Annotated in this window: 15 protein-coding genes; 6 read left to right on the top strand and 9 right to left on the bottom strand. The window is 43.5% G+C overall.

The features are described 5' to 3' along the window. Window positions 1-10 precede the first annotated feature (10 nt). Window positions 11-298 carry a putative quinol monooxygenase gene (locus tag R7093_RS16510; RefSeq protein ID WP_005377698.1) on the bottom strand — a complete coding sequence of 96 codons (288 nt, stop codon included), beginning with the start codon at window positions 296-298 and terminating at the stop codon, window positions 11-13. A gap of 103 nt (window positions 299-401) precedes the next feature. Between R7093_RS16510 and R7093_RS16505 the strand changes: the two genes are divergently transcribed. From R7093_RS16505 to R7093_RS16480, 6 genes are all read left to right on the top strand, one after another. Then, window positions 402-1,280, top strand: a complete 879-nt coding sequence (locus R7093_RS16505; RefSeq protein ID WP_005377700.1) for a LysR family transcriptional regulator — start codon at window positions 402-404, stop codon at window positions 1,278-1,280. Window positions 1,281-1,705: 425 nt separating this feature from the next. Then, a complete protein-coding gene (locus tag R7093_RS16500) occupies window positions 1,706-3,049 on the top strand; it encodes a sodium/glutamate symporter (protein WP_042522897.1) in 1,344 nt (447 codons plus the stop codon). A gap of 204 nt (window positions 3,050-3,253) precedes the next feature. Next, the gene (locus R7093_RS16495) at window positions 3,254-3,745 is read left to right on the top strand and encodes a type II secretion system protein (protein WP_005377704.1); all 492 of its coding nucleotides are present in this window, start codon (window positions 3,254-3,256) and stop codon (window positions 3,743-3,745) included. A gap of 271 nt (window positions 3,746-4,016) precedes the next feature. Beyond that, entirely contained in the window at window positions 4,017-5,756 is a 1,740-nt protein-coding gene (locus tag R7093_RS16490; RefSeq protein ID WP_318146739.1) for an ABC transporter transmembrane domain-containing protein, read from the top strand. Window positions 5,757-5,759: 3 nt separating this feature from the next. After that, the gene (locus R7093_RS16485; protein ID WP_318146738.1) at window positions 5,760-7,535 is read left to right on the top strand and encodes an ABC transporter transmembrane domain-containing protein; all 1,776 of its coding nucleotides are present in this window, start codon (window positions 5,760-5,762) and stop codon (window positions 7,533-7,535) included. A 250-nt stretch (window positions 7,536-7,785) separates the two neighbouring features. Next, the gene (locus tag R7093_RS16480) at window positions 7,786-8,334 is read left to right on the top strand and encodes a hypothetical protein (RefSeq protein WP_017820633.1); all 549 of its coding nucleotides are present in this window, start codon (window positions 7,786-7,788) and stop codon (window positions 8,332-8,334) included. 42 nt (window positions 8,335-8,376) lie between these two features. On the opposite strand, the gene R7093_RS16475 is transcribed toward R7093_RS16480, so the two are convergent. The 8 genes from R7093_RS16475 to R7093_RS16440 form a co-directional block, all read right to left on the bottom strand. Next, a complete protein-coding gene (locus R7093_RS16475; protein WP_171345384.1) occupies window positions 8,377-10,599 on the bottom strand; it encodes a TonB-dependent siderophore receptor in 2,223 nt (740 codons plus the stop codon). Between the two features lie 200 nt (window positions 10,600-10,799). Then, entirely contained in the window at window positions 10,800-12,776 is a 1,977-nt protein-coding gene (gene fhuB / locus R7093_RS16470) for a Fe(3+)-hydroxamate ABC transporter permease FhuB (protein ID WP_176310947.1), read from the bottom strand. After that, window positions 12,773-13,657 carry an iron-siderophore ABC transporter substrate-binding protein gene (locus tag R7093_RS16465; RefSeq protein ID WP_047102208.1) on the bottom strand — a complete coding sequence of 295 codons (885 nt, stop codon included), beginning with the start codon at window positions 13,655-13,657 and terminating at the stop codon, window positions 12,773-12,775. Before R7093_RS16465 ends, fhuB begins: the two co-directional genes overlap by 4 nt. 11 nt (window positions 13,658-13,668) lie before the next feature. Then, window positions 13,669-14,433, bottom strand: a complete 765-nt coding sequence (locus R7093_RS16460) for an ABC transporter ATP-binding protein (protein ID WP_005389081.1) — start codon at window positions 14,431-14,433, stop codon at window positions 13,669-13,671. A gap of 324 nt (window positions 14,434-14,757) precedes the next feature. Next, on the bottom strand, window positions 14,758-14,976 hold the full coding sequence (locus R7093_RS16455) for a hypothetical protein (RefSeq protein ID WP_005377723.1): 219 nt from the start codon (window positions 14,974-14,976) through the stop codon (window positions 14,758-14,760). A gap of 87 nt (window positions 14,977-15,063) precedes the next feature. Next, window positions 15,064-16,188 carry an HD-GYP domain-containing protein gene (locus R7093_RS16450; protein ID WP_115385952.1) on the bottom strand — a complete coding sequence of 375 codons (1,125 nt, stop codon included), beginning with the start codon at window positions 16,186-16,188 and terminating at the stop codon, window positions 15,064-15,066. A 274-nt stretch (window positions 16,189-16,462) separates the two neighbouring features. After that, window positions 16,463-17,668 (bottom strand): aromatic amino acid transport family protein, encoded by a 1,206-nt coding sequence (locus tag R7093_RS16445; RefSeq protein WP_054701450.1) that lies wholly within the window; start codon window positions 17,666-17,668, stop codon window positions 16,463-16,465. 161 nt (window positions 17,669-17,829) lie between these two features. Continuing rightward, the gene (locus R7093_RS16440; RefSeq protein ID WP_017634023.1) at window positions 17,830-19,023 is read right to left on the bottom strand and encodes an iron-containing alcohol dehydrogenase; all 1,194 of its coding nucleotides are present in this window, start codon (window positions 19,021-19,023) and stop codon (window positions 17,830-17,832) included. Window positions 19,024-19,082: the final 59 nt, after the last annotated feature.

Raw genomic sequence — 19,082 nt, 5'->3', positions numbered from 1 at the left:
TTCGCCTCTCCTATTGCGCTTGGGTTTCGAATGCTTGGACTAACTCTGCCACTTCAGCAGCAATAAACGCTTGTGTATGCGGCATAGCAAAATGCGCTTCAATCGCGGTGCGGTTTTCATATCGCTCCCAAAGAATCACACGTTGTGGTTCTGTAGAATCGTAGGTCGCATTCGCTTGCAAGCACCCCGCTTCGCTTTGCATATCAAGGCAAAATTGTTCAATGGCTTCAACCACTTGTTGTCTTGGCTTATCGGCATTCATTTTCAGTTCGGCGGTAACAAAAATCGTCTCGCTCATGATGGCTCTCTTTCTCCATTCTTAATCATACGTCCACTGTAATTAACCTCATTTGATTGATAAACTCTGCTTTAGTTATTTCTTTATCAACTCTGGGTGTGTAATGGATAAATTAACAAGCATGAAGGTTTTCGCTTACGTGGTCGAACACGGCAGCTTTCGTAATGCAGCACACCACTTTGATATTTCACCGACCATGGTTGGCAAGCACGTGAGCTTTCTTGAGCAAAGCTTAGGTACACAGCTAATTCATCGCACCACGCGCAAACAGTCCCTGACCGAAGCTGGCAGACTCTACTACCAAGAGTGCCACCGCATTATTGAAGACATCACCAACGCAGAGAACCTGATCCAGACGCTGATCAACCGTCCAACCGGAACTGTAAAAGTTAACTGCCCTGTCACGTATGGCAAAAAGGTCATTGCTCCTATCGTGGCTGACTTCTTAGCTGAATTTCCCGATTTGAACGTTGAGCTAATGTTGGACAACAATTTGATTGACCCATATCGAAGCGAAGCTGACGTGATTATTCGAATCGGTGAGTTGGTCGATTCGTCGTTAGTCGCGAGAAAATTGGGTGAATACCACATGACTTACTGCGCCTCACCCTCTTACCTTGAGCAACATGCCCCTATCCAATCACTTGATGACTTAGCACACCATCATTGTTTGGGGTTTCAGTATCACCAAGGAGAAAGCCAACAAGTGGTGAACATGCCATCTAATACCTTTGGAAACAGCAACACCCGATTAACGTCTAACAATGGCGATGTACTTAAGTTCGCCGCGTTAAAAAGCTCTGGTGTTCTTATGCAACCAAAGATCTTAGTTGAGCAGGAAATCCAATCTGGTGCCTTGGTAGAAATTCTGCAGCAACATGCTCCCAAGCCAAAACCGATCCACCTGCTTTACCGTTCAAAACAGCTTTCCCTTAAAAACCGTACCTTGGTCGATTTTATTCTTTCTCATGTGAATCCATAACGTCACCCCATAAAGCGGCGACAATTTAACCATTTAATTAACTTTTATTGTCGATATGACAAATATTATTGCTTGTTAATTGTCTTTATTTTTCATGTTGTTAGTCAGAGACACCCATTAACTAGGCATAATTTATTGATTCACACCAATTGCATTGCTCTGACAAAGTGACTAGGATTGCCGCCTTTCCTGAGTGAACTATCAAAAAATATCGAGAAATTTAATCTAATTTCTCTTCCTGTTCGTGTGCAATCACAACATTTACACTCATTTCAAATTGCATAAGCACATTCCTTTGCTTATGAAAACGACATTGATTTCTCAACGCTTCTAGTCACATATGTGGCTTTTTGGCTTGAGGGAGATTTTTATTCAAGGTAGGTCACAAGGACGCTACCCCTTGACTGCATTTACTGGAGGATAAGATGCCTAAAGGTCTAATGCTGACTGACTTAGCCATCGCTGGCTTACTATTGATTTTGGCAAAAGTCATTCGCGTTCACGCGCCATTACTACAGCGTATGTACATTCCATCGGCGGTTCTCGCAGGATTATTCGGTCTAATTTTTGGACCAGCCCTGTTAGACGTACTGCCTTGGACCGATACGTTTACCGCTAACGCAAGCCTATTAACTGCTGCACTTTTTTCTGCGTTAGGTCTGGCAACGGATGTTCCATCACCTAAAACCGTCGCACAGCGTGCTGGCTCATTGTGGGCGTTTAACCAAATCGCTTCTGTTTCTCAGTGGTTGTTTGCGGCAATGTTTGGTCTAGTTCTCACAACCTTCTTCTGGCCAGAGATTAATCCCGGCTTTGGTGTGACAATGTCTGCGGGCTTTATGGGCGGACACGGTTCAGCCTCTGTTGTTGGTGAAATCTTCACGGGGCTTGGCTGGGAAGATGGCTTCACACTTGGCTTAACGTTCGCAACCGTGGGTATTTTCATTTCAATTTCTGTCGGCATGCTCATGCTGCAATTCGCATTGAAGATGGGTTGGATTCGTAGCTTTACGACCTTCGACAGCATGGACGAACACGAACGCAAGGGCCTTGTTAAGCCTGTTGATCAAGAACCGGTAATGAAAGACACCATGTCTTCCCTGTCGGTTGATTCTTTTGCGATTCACGCGGCGTTGGTTGTAGTGGTAACAGCTTTCTCGTATGTAGCGGCTAACTACTTATCTTCTTTCCACGATAAGGTACAAATCCCTACGTTCGTAACTGGCTTCCTTGGCGGCATGCTCGTGCGAATCGTCGCAAAACAAACCAAAGCTTCACGCTATCTTTGTGACGGTGCATTCAAACACGCTGCGGGCATCAGTACCGATTATTTGATTATCTTTGGTATCTCAGCCATCAAGATTACCGTCTTAGCCCAGTATTTAATGCCGATGGTAGTGCTTGCAATCGGCGGTATCGCCTTCACACTATGGCTAATCTTCTGGGTTGCCCCACGTATCATGGGAGAAGATTGGTTCGAGAAAGGCATTTTCTCTTGGGGTTGGTTAACCGGTACGGTTGCCATGGGTATTGCGTTGCTTCGTATTGTTGATCCAAAAATGCGTAGCAAGGTGCTTGATGATTACGCTATCGCTTATGTCCCTGGCTCAATCACTGACATCTTCATCATCTCTTTGATGCCAATCGCGATGTATAACGGCATGCACTGGCAAGCGCTTGGTGTAGGATTAGGTTACATCGCAATTGTCTTATTTATTTGGCGATTCATTTTTAAACGTAACCGCAGTGCTCTGACACACGAATCTTAGTCGCTTTACTCGGGAGGATTTTATCCTCTCGAGTTCATTCCTTGGTTTTTATCAAAATCACTCCTCATCTCGAAGATAAGCAACCTGTTTTATATTTGAGATTTGCAATCCCGATCTCTTACTATCATTCTTTTTTAATACTTGACCTGAAAGTTTCTATATCAGAATAGCCGCCTATTCGTTTCTAAAACATGGAGAAAGGCTGTGCGTCGCTCTCAAGGATTTACTCTTATTGAACTCATTGTGTGCATCATCATTCTTGGTATTGTAAGCGTCGTTGCATTTCCTAAATTTCTTGGCTTACAAAAAGATGCCAGAGTTGCGGTTCTATATGGAGCCAGAGAAGCACTCATGACCGCCAACAACTTTGTCTACACCAAAGCAGTGATTCAATCTCAAGAGACAGTAGATGGCGGCATACAATATAACATTGATCTAGATAATGACGGCCATAACGACCTAATTGGTTACTTTGGATTTATCAAAAATGTTATTCCAGCAAAAGAGCTAGCAGGCTTTGATCCGCAACTCACTATCAACACTTGGTATGGGGTAGACAGCCCAGACGAACCCTACTTCCTTATTGGTTTTGCAAACAAGCCTGTTGGTCCAGAACATATGTGTTATGTCGAAGTTTACTACCCAGAAACTCCTGGTGGCCAAGTGAAATACAAAATACAAACTGACGATTGCTAATTCCCATAGAGAGTGGCAGTAACACTTTTACTTTTGGTGTCTTCATCGTTATTGCAAGGTCATGGCTCCAAAACCACCATTAACAACTATTTCACATAATGTCGTCGCACAGTTAGCTCATAGAGATAAAACCAGTAATTTGCGCCGACACATGGTTATAATTGAAACAATCTATCGTTTTTAAACCCGCCTATAACTTGTGCTTGTAAACTCATCATTTCGCTCAATAATAGTTCTATAACAAATTCAATAATTTAAAGCGGGAGGCGTAATGAGAATATTCTGGCAGCTACGTTGGTATTTCCAACAAAAGTGGAGGCACTATGTCGGATCCATTCTGCTTTTCGCTGTGATATCAGCACTACAGCTTGTTCCGCCCAAAGCAGTTGGCATCATAGTTGATGGCGTCGTAGACAACACTTTAGATACAAATACGCTGATTCTATGGCTCTCAGGGTTAACTGTACTGATCTTTACTATTTATGGGTGTCGCATCTTATGGCGAATTTGGCTTTTCGGCGCAAGCTGGGAGCTCGGGACCATTCTACGTAACCGTCTATATAGGCATTTATCGACACAGCCACCTCGTTTTTTTGAACGTTACAAGACGGGGGATCTGATGGCTCGTGGCACTAATGATGTGCGTAATATCGTTATGACTGCCGGCGAAGGGGTTTTAACCGCCGCAGACTCTTTGATCACTGGTATTGCGGTTTTAATCATTATGGTAACGCAAGTAAGCTGGAAGCTCACCGTAATGGCGCTTCTTCCAATGCCATTTCTTGCCATCATCATCTTCTTTATTGTGCGTATCCTACATCAACGCTTTCGTGTCGCTCAGGAAGCCTTTTCTACCATGTCAGACATGACACAAGAGTCACTTAATGGCGTGCGAATGCTGCGTGCTTTCGGATTAGAAAACCAAGAGCAGCAACGTTTTGAAGAGGTTGTGGATGATACTGGCGAAAAGAACATCGCTGTCGCAAGAGTCGATGCTAGATTTGACCCGGCAATTCAGTTAACCATCGGTCTTTCTTTCCTTCTTAGTGTCGCTGCTGGTGCTTACCTTGTTGATAAAGGTGAGATCACGCTTGGTGATCTGACCGCATTTACGATGTATTTAGGGTTGATGATATGGCCGATGCTGGCATTCGCATTCCTATTTAACATTTTAGAAAGAGGCTCTGCTGCATGGAACCGATTACAAGAGATCTTTGATGAAAAGCCAGAAATTATCAGTGGCAATAAGCCAATAGAAAATAAACCACTTCCGTTAAAAATTGAAATCGACGATTTCCATTGGTCTAGTGATTTACCGCCCGCTTTGACGGAAGTAAACATCGAACTGGAACCCGGAAAAATGTTGGGAGTTGCAGGGCCGGTAGGAAGCGGAAAATCGACCCTGTTAACACTACTTTTGCGTCAACATGATTTAGAAAACGGCTCAATTAAATTCGGGGATGTCGAGATCAAGGATGCCCTACTACCGCAGTGGCGCAACCGTTTTGCTGTCGTTAACCAAAGTCCGTTTCTATTCTCCAAATCTATCTTCGAAAATATTGCCTTAGGCAACCCTAATGCAGAGAAAGAAGAAGTCTATAGAGCAGCAAAGTTAGCCTGTATACATGACGATATTGAAAAGTTTCCTGAAGGCTACCAAACAGAAGTTGGTGAAAAAGGCATTACACTCTCCGGCGGGCAAAAACAACGTATTGCGATAGCACGCGCTATGCTGCTGAATGCCCAAGTGTTGGTTTTGGACGATGCACTTTCCGCTGTTGATGGACGGACCGAACATCAAATCCTTAAGAATTTGGAAACACACTACCGTGATCAAGCCCTAATCGTTATTGCGCACCGCCTCACCGCTTTGGAAGCAGCAGACGAGATCATTGTATTGAATCACGGACACATTACTGAACGTGGGCAACATAGCGCTTTATTAGCGCATCAAGGCTGGTACGCCGAGATGTTCGAGTATCAGAAACTAGAGCAGGCGATGGAGGAATAATGAATGAACCAGACCAGCACGTTTAAACGGTTAATGTCTTACCCATTATCTCAACCAAAGCCAATGATTAAAGGACTCGCCTTGCTGTTTATTGCTGCGTTAGCCAGCGCCGGCGGCCCTTGGTTGATTCAATATTTCATTGATGAGCACATCGCTAAAGGTGACTATTCACAAAATGTTCTGATTTCGCTAGCAGTAGGTTATATCGCTCTTCAGATCGTATCGGCAACATTCCAGTATTTTCAGTCATTGCAATTTAGCATTGTCGCGGCTAACACGATCAAAGCGATTCGTAAGCAAGTATTTTCTGGCGTGATTAAGCAGCCGTTATCTGCGTTTGATTACACTCCTGCTGGAAAATTGGTGTCGCGAATCACCAACGATACGGAATCTTTACAGCAATTTTATGAGCTTTTGATCGCGACCGTGGTGAAAAACGTGGTCATGATTGTCGTAATGCTTGGAGTTATGTTTTTCATGAGTTGGAAGCTCACACTCGTTGTGCTTGTATTGCTGCCGATCGTCATCGGCTTTATGTACTTGTTTAAGCAGCTAAGTACAGAAAGCTACCGAAAGATGCGTGACCTATTGACCGATATAAATGCGAATCTGAGTGAATCCATTCAAGGGATGAGTGTCATCCAATTAATGCAACAAGAAAAGCGTTTTAATAAACAGTTCAACGAGCTAACCGCAGAGCATCTGGTGGCATCTAAACGAGTGATTCGGCTAAACGGCTATCTGCTAAGACCATTAATGGACTTGCTCGCTGGTCTTGCGTTGCTTTGCTTGGTTGCGATCTTTGGTTTTAATGGTATTGAGTTGATTGGTGTGGGGGTACTGTATGCATTTATCAGTTATCTTGCGCGAGTTACTGAACCACTAATTGAGATGACTCAGCAACTTGCTCTACTTCAGCAGGCGTTAGTATCAAGCGAACGTGTTTTTGAATTGATTGATGCGAAAGAACAAACTTACGGGGACGATCATCAACCATTAAGGTCAGGTGCTATCGAACTTAAAGACCTCACATTTAGCTACGATGGTAAACAGGACGTATTAAAAGACATTTCGTTGAAGGCCAACCACCAAGACTTTATCGCGCTTGTCGGGCATACAGGAAGCGGTAAAAGCACATTAGCGTCACTGTTAATGGGCTTTTATCCAACGCAATGTGGTGAACTGCTCATAGATGGTCGTCCACTTAAAACATTAGGGAAAGACGTACTTCGCAAAGATGTGGCAATGGTCCAACAAGATCCACATATTCTCCCTGCTTCAGTCAGAGAAAACATCTCTCTCAGTCGGGCGGTTGATGACAATCAAATATGGGATGCGTTAGACAAGATAGGTTTGGCAGAACAAATTCATCGTTACCCTAACGGGCTAGACACGCAGTTAGGTCAAGGCGAAACTAATTTATCTGCGGGTCAGAAACAGCTTTTGGCGTTAGCACGTGTGCTTGTGGTAAAACCTAAGATATTGATATTAGATGAAGCAACCGCAAATATTGACTCAGGAACAGAGGCTTTAATCCAAAAGAGCTTGGCGGTACTCAGACAAGACATGACGCTCGTTGTTATTGCTCATCGGCTTTCAACTATCCTAGATGCAGACCAAATCATTGTTCTTCATCATGGGGAGTTAGTCGAGAAAGGCACACACAAAGCACTCTTAACGCAAAATGGTCGTTATGCTCAAATGTATCAGTTACAGCAAGCAAACCGACATCTACAACAGATTGAAGAAGACACCAAGCAACTCGAGGAAGCGGTGTGATTTTATGCCCGTGCCTTCTTTTATTTAGTCGGCATGAGCATAATTGGTGTAACTTCAAAATTTAGCCTTGTAAGCTTCCAATTTCTTCATAATGTGAACTAATTTTCTATTTCTTACCTATTATTGACATAACCCCTCGCTATTATCCGCGAGGTCGTTGTAAAATCGTACGGTACTTAAGTCTACTGCCTGTGGCATTGGGCTGAATTCCGCTTTCTAATTATGCACATTAATCTCATGACACAAGTCCATGGACAAAGATAAGTTTACTAACATCTATCGCTTGCCTGGTTCGATTCAAATTCGTATCGGTAAATGGCAAAAGACGTTCCGCGGCACCTCTGATTTAGTTTTACATCAGGCGCTAATGGAGCGTAATAAGCAATTTAAGAAGCCAGACTTTTTACCTAAAGGCTGGTGTGTCACTCCTGTTGATGAAAACGACATTACCATTACGCATCACGGTAAATATATCCAAACCGTTATGCGCACAATGCTGGACAGAAAGGTCTCATACAAGCGACTGTTCCTATCTCGAATGAGTCTCGAAGATGGTGAAAAAGTGCTCCACAATTACAAGCTGGAGTGGGTAAGAAAACATAACCAGATCGCCAAAAAGTACAATCAAATTAAAAAGAAACAATATATGAACTTTGCAAGAGAAGAAGAGGAAACCCTCTACCCTTCGATTCCAAAGGGTGAGTTTGACAAAACATTATGGAACAAACTTGTCGTATCATCGTTTGGTCCGCAGAAAAAGTACAAAAACCCGCACTTTGTCCGTAAAGCCGATTTCTAAATAAACACCCCTAAAGTTAGGGGTGTTTATTTATACGTTAACTCACCAGTCGTAAGTTAAACTTGCAATAACATTTTGTCGGTCGCCATACCAACAAAAACCATCACATGTCGCTATGTACTTTTTATCCGCGATGTTTTTAGCTGCGACTTGTAGCTTGTAATCGCCGATTCGATAACTGACCGTCGCATCCATTAAGAAATAACTTGGTACTTTTAGTCTCTCTTCATTGTCTCCGTATGACTCACCTGTATAGCGCGCGCCTAAGCCAACAGCAAAGCCATCAAGAGGTCCATCAAAGAAACGATAATGTGCCCAAGCTGATGATACGGTATTCGCCACTTGGGAAGGTGTTTTGCCAACCCATGCCTTATTGATGTCTTCTTTTATCTCTGCATCAACGTACGCAATGTTCCCGATCAATGTTAAGGATGGTGTCACATTAGCTACAGCTTCAAACTCAACGCCGTTATTTTCTATTTTTCCTATTTGCGTTAATTCACTCAAGTAGATACGAGCCAAGTTTTCTTTTGTTGCCCGATACGTTGCAATATTGAAATAGCCATCAAATGAATCCGGTTGGTATTTCATACCGATTTCAAATTGATCACCGCTTTCAGGCTTCGCTGGCTTACCATTGCTGTCTTCTTGAATAATTGGATCAAAGTACTGAGAGTAACTAAAGTATGGCGTGAAGCCAGAATTAGAAATATAAGCGGTTCCCACGCTAAACGTCCACTCTCCATGATCGACTTTCGTGCGAGCACCCGTGGTAACATTATGTACTTCATTACTTGTATCGTCGTAACGTGCGCCCAATAACATCGCCCATTTATCGTTGATCAGCATATGATCTTGAAAGTAGACGCCGAGCTGCTGATTATCGATTTTCGTTCTTTGTTTATCGGTTTCGCTCAATGGTTGTAGCGTATTCGGATCGAGTAACATTATGTTATCCGAATAAGTAGGATTAAATACATTAAACCTAGGATCGGGCAAAGCTCCCATTGGTGTGTTTAATAATGCATTACCATTAGCAACGATAGGGTCATTGGCAAAATCTTTACCATCGATACTGATCATTTGAAAATCTATGCCCAACATCAAGTTATGCTCAACACTTCGCCAATTTACTTGGTGCATCAAACGATTATCGATATTAAAAGCATCAGATGACCCATCTTCTGTTGAAGCACCCCGAAGTATGGTTTTGCGTTCATTTGATGGGTCCAAAACCGGCCCCAACGCAGGCACGTCAGCCGAGTAAACGTACGAATACATTTGTCTTAGCTTAACATCCATTTCGCTGTAACGAGCTGCTTGAGCAAATGAAGTGGTATCATTAAATGCATGAGAAAACTCATAGCCTAAAGACACCTGCTCACGCTCAAACGTCTCCCAGTTAGGATTGCCTATCGCTAAACTATCACTGATCTTTCCATTTTTGTTTGGCGTTAACGTTCCTTCAACTGGCAAAAATTGCAGATAAGGATCTGAGTCGTCTTTTTGATAGCTCGTTAGAAAGGTAATTTCAGACGTCTCATTAAATTTGTACGTCATCGATGGAGAGAGAAGAATGCGCTCTGCTTCTACACCACTAATTCTCGTCCCATTTTTTCTCGCTAACCCTTGAAAGCGAAAAGCTAGCTGCTCACTCACCTCAGAGTTTACGTCAAGAGAAAGTTGTTTACGGTCTTCAGAACCGTACTCCAAAGATACAAGTCCTGACCCCCCATCAAATTGAGGTCTCTTACTGACAAGATTGATAACCCCACCTGGAGGGTTTTGCCCATAAAGAACAGACGCTGCACCACGTAAAACTTCAACCCTCTCTAACGCAAACGGATCTATTTGCCAACTATAGAAGCCAGAAGAATATAAACGGGTACCATCTTGATACAACCCACTGTTCGCCTGTTTAAAACCACGAATAATAAACCAATCTTGCTTGTTATCTTCGCCAAAATAATTGGTTTGAATGCTTGGTGTGTACTGTAGCGCGTCAGAAATGCTAATAGAGGCACGATCATCCATTTGCTCTCGCGTAACAACAGACACCGCTCTTGGAGTCTCATTGATAGCAATATCAGTTTTCGTCGCTGCCCGACTCTTCGCTCCGAGATAACTAAAATCCGGACCAACTGCACTGTCTTGCTGCTGTCCAATCACAACTATATTTTCATCTTCCTGAGCCAAGACATTTGGCGTTGATAAAGCTAATACAACCGCCATCGACGTTGGTGTCAGCATAAACTGCCGAGTCATATTCTTCTCCTTTTTGTCGGCAGCCAAACCAACCCTTCATGACTTCAGCGACCGCTGAAAGAAAAGCGAGTTACGGCATCGCCAGTTGTTTCCGTAAAAGACAAACCAGAGGTTTTGCATAAAGCACTCGCATAGGTTACGAATGCCACTACGAGTGCTTATTTGTATAAGTACTTTCTTGGTTGAGGCTTAACTCATCTCTATAAACGGCGTAAACCCCACATTAAATACAAACCGCCAATGAGAGACGCCATAAGTCCTGTTGGTATTTCTTGCGGGTAAAGGACCTGTCGTCCCAACCAATCAGCCAACAACATCACCCCTGCCCCCAGTATCGCGGCGCATAACATGTGTTGTGACGCTTTGTTAAAACCAAATAAGCGAGCTAAATGCGGAGCCAACAACCCAACAAAGCTAATCGGGCCAACAACCAATGTCGCACTGACCGTGAGACAAGCAACTAAAAGAAGCAGTATTGCGCGTGAACGATCAACTCGAATTCCAAGTGCTTTAGAGGAAGCGGCACCGACAGGAAGAATATCTAGCCATCTTACGCAGAGAAAACTCAACCCTATAAAGACAAGCGCAGATAAAGACAATGGGAGTAACGTTTCAACCGAGACATAGTAGGTAGACCCAGACAACCAAGCCAATGCTTGATAACTTCTTGGGTCACCAGTGGCTAGAATAAAGCTCTGTATTGCATTCATCAGTGCGGTTATCGCAATACCAGTCAACAAAATACGCTCCGGCTGAAAGCCTGACTTACGGTTTAGCAGCACAATGACTAATACCGTCGCTAATGCGCCTACGAGCCCGCCTAGAGAAAGAGTGAAAATTGACGAACCAAACCCAGTAAACATCGCGATGATCAATCCCATCGCTGTCCCTGAACTGATACCGATCACTTCAGGACTTGCCATTGGGTTTCCACTTAGGCGTTGAATCATGGTTCCAGCAATCGCCAACATTGCCCCCGCAATTGCTGCTGCAAATAATCTAGGTGCGCGCCATTCCAAAAAAATCCAATTTTGGCTAGCAAATAAGTTTGTCCACCCTTCATTTTGCACAGCAACCGTGGCAAAAAGGACAACGGAAATTAACGTACCGATCAACGCCAATGAGATCGCTTTAGGGTTTAGCTTGTAAACATGTTGACGGTGTCGAGTTAACACTGTTTGAGTATGGCCCTGCGTCTTTTGTGATAAACGAGGTAACAGCCATAACAGTAACGGAGCGCCCAATGCAGCCGTTGCTGCTCCCGTTGGTATAAAACTCGCCATTAGCCCTGGCAGTTGCTGAATAACCAAATCGGTTAAAGTCAATAACATGGCACCAATCAGCATTGATACCCAAAGCTTATGCTGGATTTTATTGATACCTATCAATCGAGTAATCGCTGGCGCCGCTAACCCGATGAAACCGATGATTCCTACGGCAGAAACCACCCAAGAAGTGATTAACACCGCAAGCCCAAGACAGACAAAACGCAACTTAGCCAGCGAGACACCTAAACTCTTGGCACCTTGCTCGGAGAGTTCCAACAGACTTAACGGCTTTGCAATCACAAATGCAATGATCGTAGCAAGTGCGATTCGAGGGGCAAGATACGAGAAATCTCCCCATCCACTCTGAACAAGCGAACCGGCTCCCCATATCATTAAGCCATTCAGCTTTTCGGTATTCATCATCAGAATAACCGTACTTAATGATGCAAAGTACAGGTTTATCACTAACCCAGAAACAACGACAACCGTTGGAGATAACGCTCGTCGCCATGACAACAGCATCACCAACCCCATCGATATCACACCGCCGATGAGAGCAACCAAATTAGGCGCGATATCCAACATCCAAGGTGCGAATAGCGTAGCTAACATCAAAGCAAAACTTGAACCGCTCGCCACACCAAGTGTCGTGGGTGAAGCGAGAGGGTTACGCAGCACTTGCTGCATCAATACCCCAGCAACCGCTAATCCAGCACCAGATATAATCGTGGTGAAGACTCGAGGCCACCAGCTAAAGTGAAGTAAAACCGAATCTATAAATTGAAAGTTAGGCTCCCATAAACTGCTTAGAGCTAACGAAAATGAGCTTACTTGGTACAATTGGAAAGCACCAATAGAAAAGGTAAATGCCGAAAGTAACACCACAAAGCTTAAAGGCATCGTTTTCATTGTGTTAACTCCTCGACCTTACTCGCCGTAACTAACTCTGCGAAACGGAGGGCTGAAGGCATAGAACCAAAACTCCAAACGGGCGCGACTTGCATGACCTTTTCACCAGATTGTTGAACAACATATTGCCAAAATGGGTCTTGAGAGAGCTGCTCCGCTCCACCGTAAGGTAATGGCTCTACGATAACAATTTGAGCTTTTATGCCAGCTAACTTGTCGATGCCAACTAGGCTAAAGCCCCAGCTATTCGTCTTTTCATTCCATGCATTACTCAGCCCAATCTTTTCGATAGCCTGAGAGTAAAGACTATTTTGACCAAAAACACGTACGTGCTTTGTATCCATAAACTGAATCATTAGTAGTGGCGGCTGGCCTTTATTTATACGCTGTTTTAATAAAGTAAAACGTTTTTCATATTGTTGGATAAGCGCCTCTGCTTCCGCCTCTCTTCCCAGCTCTTCACCAAACCTCCGAGTGAAACTGGTAAGTACCGACCAATCTGTAATCCCGCTTTCATATAAGTCAATGGTGGTAACCGGGGCGATATCAACTAAGTGATGCTTCATTGAGGAGAAGTACGGGGCAATAAAAATACGATCAGGTCTGAGCTCGTAAATGCGCTCTATATTGGGTTGAGTCCTTAACCCTACATCCTTTGTTTGAGGTGGTAACGGTGGTGACTTTACCCAAGCATCGTAATCTTGCCCTTGAGCAACGCCTACAGGTACGACCCCTAAAGCCAACATCGTTTCAGTTTGTGTCCAATCAACCGACATCACCCGAGGTGATGCGTCAGCTAGTGCTTGAAAAGAACTGACCAAAAGCGCACTAAGTGAGAGAGCGAAAGAGAAATGTTTAAGTCGAGTGTTTGTACTGCTCATTATTCCAACCTTTAGCTTGGCATCGCCACCGGATAACCCGCAGGGTGGTCAGAGATCATCATCTCTATCCCATATATGTCCCTCAACTTAGGTTCAGTAAACACCTGTTCAACATTGCCTTGTGCAATCAAATCACCTTGATGTAATGCAACGATGTAGTCGCAAAATCGTGCAGCCAAGTTGATATCGTGTAATACGATAATAACGCCCAAACCCAGTTCTTGACTGAGTTTAGAGATAAGCTTCAACATATCTACTTGATGGCTGATATCTAGCGCAGACAAAGGCTCATCAAGAAGCAAATACTCGGTTTTTTGGGCTAACAGCATAGCTAGCCACACACGTTGACGCTCTCCTCCAGATAACGTGTCCACTAAGCGATCTGCGTATTTTAGTGTGCCTGTCATCGCCATTGCTTCTTCAACAATGTCGTGATCTTTCTTACTCAAACGTCCAAGTAAACCATGCCATGGATAACGACCAAAACCGACTAAATCTCGACCTAAAATACTGTCGGTCACCGGAAGATGCTGAGGCAAGTAGGCAATATGTTGGGCGAATTTTTTCGCTGAGAGATCGTTAATGCTCGTTCCATGCAGAACCACGTCACCAGCTGTGTATTGCTGTTGCTGTGCCAGCAACTTTAACAATGTGGATTTTCCTGAACCATTGTGTCCAACAAGGGCGTATGTTTTTCCGGGTTCAAATGTCACATCAAACGCTTTTAGCAATGACTTGCCTTCAATCTCAAACTGGAGTGCTTTAGCTTCCAACATCCCTACTTCACCTAATAGCCATTTACGAATAACAGTTATTCAAAGCTCTCATTCGTTGATCACGTTTGCCGTTCTTATTCAACAGAACGATTAATAAGGGAGGTTTTATATAACAACAAAGATACAAATGCAAACCGTTGTCATTATCATTACATAAACAAGATCATTGAGAGAATTGCTAAGTGTTAGTGATAATTTGCTCTGCTGAACTTCATTAGTAAATTATAGGCAGGTCAACGAGAGCAGCGGTCTCCCACTGCTCTCGCATAAATTTGAACGAATACTGCAGCGTATGAAGAAATGAAAAATGCCGCAGTGAATACATTAATGACGAGCGTCAGCGCCAAACTCTACTTCTTTATAGATATCGGCCAGCGACTTTTTACCTTGTTTGTCTTTGGCTGAACGCTTTTTCTTAGTTTGATAATGGTATTCTTGCTCCTGAAGTGCTTGTTCGTGCTCTTTTGCTGACTCAACAAACTCAGGATTTGCAAGTGCTTGTTGGCGTAAGCGGTTTACTCTTTCAAGGGTTTCCCACAACATACTTCACCTCCAAACTTATTACTGTATATAAAAACAGTATTGTTTAAATATTCCTCCTCGTCAACATTTCAACTTTGTTACTGCTCTTCACATTAACCCCAAGCCTGTATAGTGCTCGGGATATTTGTGGATGATTTGCTTTATATAACCTTGATGCTCTCGCAGAGCATCAACACATTCTCGAGATAACCACCCCTGATATACCCATTTTTCAAGTTCTAACAATGCGTATGGGATGGACCACGCTTGTCTATACGGATGGTGCGTTGTCATAAAATCAAAGGCATTCGCGGCAGCCGTAATTTGGGCGACTATTGGTATATCATCATTGGTTAAACCATAAGGATAACCAGTGCCATTTAAATTTTCGTACTGATAAATAATCATCTGCAAAAACAAAGTCACACTCGGGTGAACCGGATTTCCGATACGGGCAACTATGTCATCCGCTGAATCGATACAACGCTCAATATGTTGAATCAATATCGCCTCTTGTTCTTGAGAGTAATTTGTTCGGCGGCTAGCAATTTCAACTGGCAGCTGACTATCACCGAGCGCATGGAACTGAGCAAAAATACCAATATCTTCGACCATTTCGTCATTCAGGTGATAACGATCCGCTAACTGCGTTGCGATAATTTGACTGTAGTACTTCATGCGTTTGGTATGCGCGTAATACTCAGGTGAATAGCCTGGCATCATACATTGCATTCGGTTCGCTAGCGTTTCTATCGCATTGACTACTTGAGTTTCTGATTCAACCGCAAATCGAATCATTTCGAAATAAGGTTTAAGACCATTCAGCGCTTCTAAACTAAACGCATCACGTTGAGTGGAGTTCAAAAATACAAAACCAGTAAAAGCTTTATTGTCATAACAAGGAATAGCAGCCGACGACTGATATCCGTGTTTGAGTAAAATTTGAACCCGAGGACAGTGATTAATATCATGAAGGTCTTCGACGATACGAGGAACCGCGTTTTTAGAGGCAATATTGAGGTGGTGGAGTTTACGGAATGCTGATTCGTGATGGGCTAAACACCAAGTGTCGAACTCACTTTCTGCAAATGATTTGAGCACATCTTGGTCTGGGTGATATTTTGCAAATGACACCCTATCAATACATGGCAAGTGCGCCTGCATCCTGCCTTTTAGCGTTTGCAGTTGCTCGTTAAGCGGTTTTGCAAACGGGTAAAAACTCCGGTGCGCCATGCTTCACCTCCACACCAAAGCAGAGAAACAAGAAAAGCTCATTGTGTTGCAAATTCAATGGTATTTTGAGCGGTTTTCTCCACTTAAATTATCGATATACCACAACTTAAGTGTACGAAATAAAAGCACATTTCTACCAATTTTTTCACCGGATATCTTACGGTAATTTGATCCAGATTAAAAAAGCCAACGAGCGAAACTCGTTGGCCTAACAATACTGATTGATTACGATGGACTCAGTAACTAGAAGTTATTCAAAGAACGTTCTAAACAACTAGCCTAGAGCAGGAAGCACACCCAGCGTAATTAACACCTGAGCGAATACGATGCCAGTGCCAGCGATGCCCGTTATCACTAACGCACCTTGACCACCTGCGACGCGGTACTCCCCAGTAAAATCATCCGATTTACGAACCTTGATCACCATAACCAAAGGCAAAAAGATGGCTAAAATCGCTAAGGCAATCGCTGCATAGCCCAAAGCCATAATAAAGCCTTGAGGATAGAAAAGTGCGAAGCCTAGCGGTGGAGTAAACGTCACTAGTGCCGCAATCAAACGATTAGGCTTATCGTTACTTCCTTTGATGGTATCACCCAAAAATTCGAATAGACCCAAACTCACGCCAAGGAACGATGTCAACAATGCCAAGTCAGCAAACACACCAACAATGCTACCCAAATTTGATTGGTGTACTGTCTGAGATAGTTGACCAATCAGTGCGCTCAACCCTCCGTTCTCAACAAGCGTACTTTGGCTAACCACACCCAACGTCACGATTTGCCAAAAGATATAAATAACGAGTGGAATCGTCGAACCAATAATAACGGCTTTGCGTAAAGAAGAAGTGTCACCGTCTAAGTAACTCACAATTGCAGGTATACTTCCGTGGAAACCAAACGAAGTAAAGATCACCGGAATCGCCGCTACAACAAGGCCTTGTTCGATTGGCATACTTAACAAGTAAGATTCCGTAACGTTTGGAGCAAGAAAAGAAAGCACCGCAACCATTGCAATGAGCTTCATCGCGAACAGAACTCGGTTTACTTTATCGACCGTACCGGTACCCACTGTCACAACTAAAGTCACAATCAAGGTAAAGATTATCGTTGATGTAGGCCCTGAAATATCGAGGTCAAACCATTGTGCAAGGCGGTCTCCGAACTGAGCACCACCGCCAGCGATATACGCTGCACATAATGAGTAGAAAAGAAACAACATCGCAAAACTTGCCACCCACTTGCCTTTTTGACCTAGGATCTGTTTCGCCAAAGTATGAAGTGTAGCACTACTCTCCGCATGTTGATGAAGCTCAAGCATAAGCAAGGCAGTGAAAGCCATCAGAGCCCATAAACCTAGCATGATGATAATAGAAGTTGAAAAACCAATGCCGGCAGAGGCAAGTGGAAGCGCTAGCATACCAGCGCCTATTGTAGTGCCCGCAATAATTAGCGTACTACCGAATACTTTAGAACGACTCATTGTATATTAATCTTTACACTTTATTAGAAATTATCAGTATTAGATCGGGCAACGGCGGACCGAAACCAACACCATATTTGTATTGCCGTCGATATTGTAGGATCTTTAGCAGAAGATCAAGCAAAGTGTAAGGATAAAAAACCACACATGTAAACTATAACTTACACTTTACTGATATTTAACAATAACTGTGTGCATTCTTCCCTGTTCATGAACTTGGGAACAGGGTAATTCCAGTGCGCCTCTTTCAGAATTAAATCAACAAGCGCATCAGCATCTTCACGTTGAATGAGCGCACTGGTTTGCTCAATATCAATAGTTGAAAACAAGGACTCCAGATTCGCCAAAAAATGCTGAGCACTTGCGTTACCTAACTGCCCCTCGGCCGTCAACTCATCGAGCTTTCTTAGTTGAGGCTCAATCTCTGATAATGAAAAGCGCAGCACAGGCAACAAGGCTAATCCGTTTGCCATACCATGAGGTATTCCATATCTCGCACCGAATGTGTGAGCAAAGGCATGAACATAACCCAAACTCGCTTTGGTAAATGCTAAACCCGCGTAATAGGATGCCATAGCCATTTTATGACGAGCTTCGACATCATCCCCTTGCATCACAGCCCTAGGAAGATATTTAAAAATGAGTTTAATAGCGGCAACCGAATAAGCCATCGTTTCTTGAGTAGCGTTTTTCGATACATAGGCCTCAATAGCGTGGGTTAATGCATCAACGCCAGTATCAGCCGTGATCTTAGGAGGTAAACCAATCATTAAATTCGCATCTAAAGCTGCCATTAGTGGCACCAACTTTGGATCCATTAAAGGGGTTTTAATGTGTGAGGAGGGATCTGACACGACCGCAGCGATAGTAACTTCACTTCCGGTTCCAGCCGTTGTTGGAATAGCAAAAAGCGGCGCTGGCATTCGCCATACCTTCAATAGTCCAGCTAATTTTTTTATTGGCCGTTTATTGGTAACTTTCGCAGCGATGACTTTTGCACAATCCATTGCAGAGCCGCCACCCAAAGCTAATATGCCCTCACAATGAAAACGATGATAAGCCTCTAGACCGCTCTCAACCTGATCATAGGTAGGATCGGGCTTAACTTGCGAGAAAACATCTAACTGTAAATCGAGTTGTGCTGCTGCCTCAAGCACCTTATCTACAATACCGACTTGGACTAACCCTTCGTCGGTAACTAACAAAACGCGTTTAAATCCCAGCTCGGTCATCGATTCTAATAGCTCATTCATCGAACCAGGGCCGGAAAACAAGGTTGGTCTCGGCATAGGAAGGATATGGGCTGCAATTTTTAACCCAGCGGTGTAACTCCGGTATAAACGATGCTTCAACATACGAAATCCTTTTCATTTAGAGCTATCATTCTAGCTACTTTTACTACCTATGCTTACTT

The sequence above is a fragment of the Vibrio sp. 1580 genome (assembly GCF_033340055.1).
Note: the sequence above shows the minus strand (reverse complement) of the source record. Positions and strands in the feature narration are given on the sequence as shown.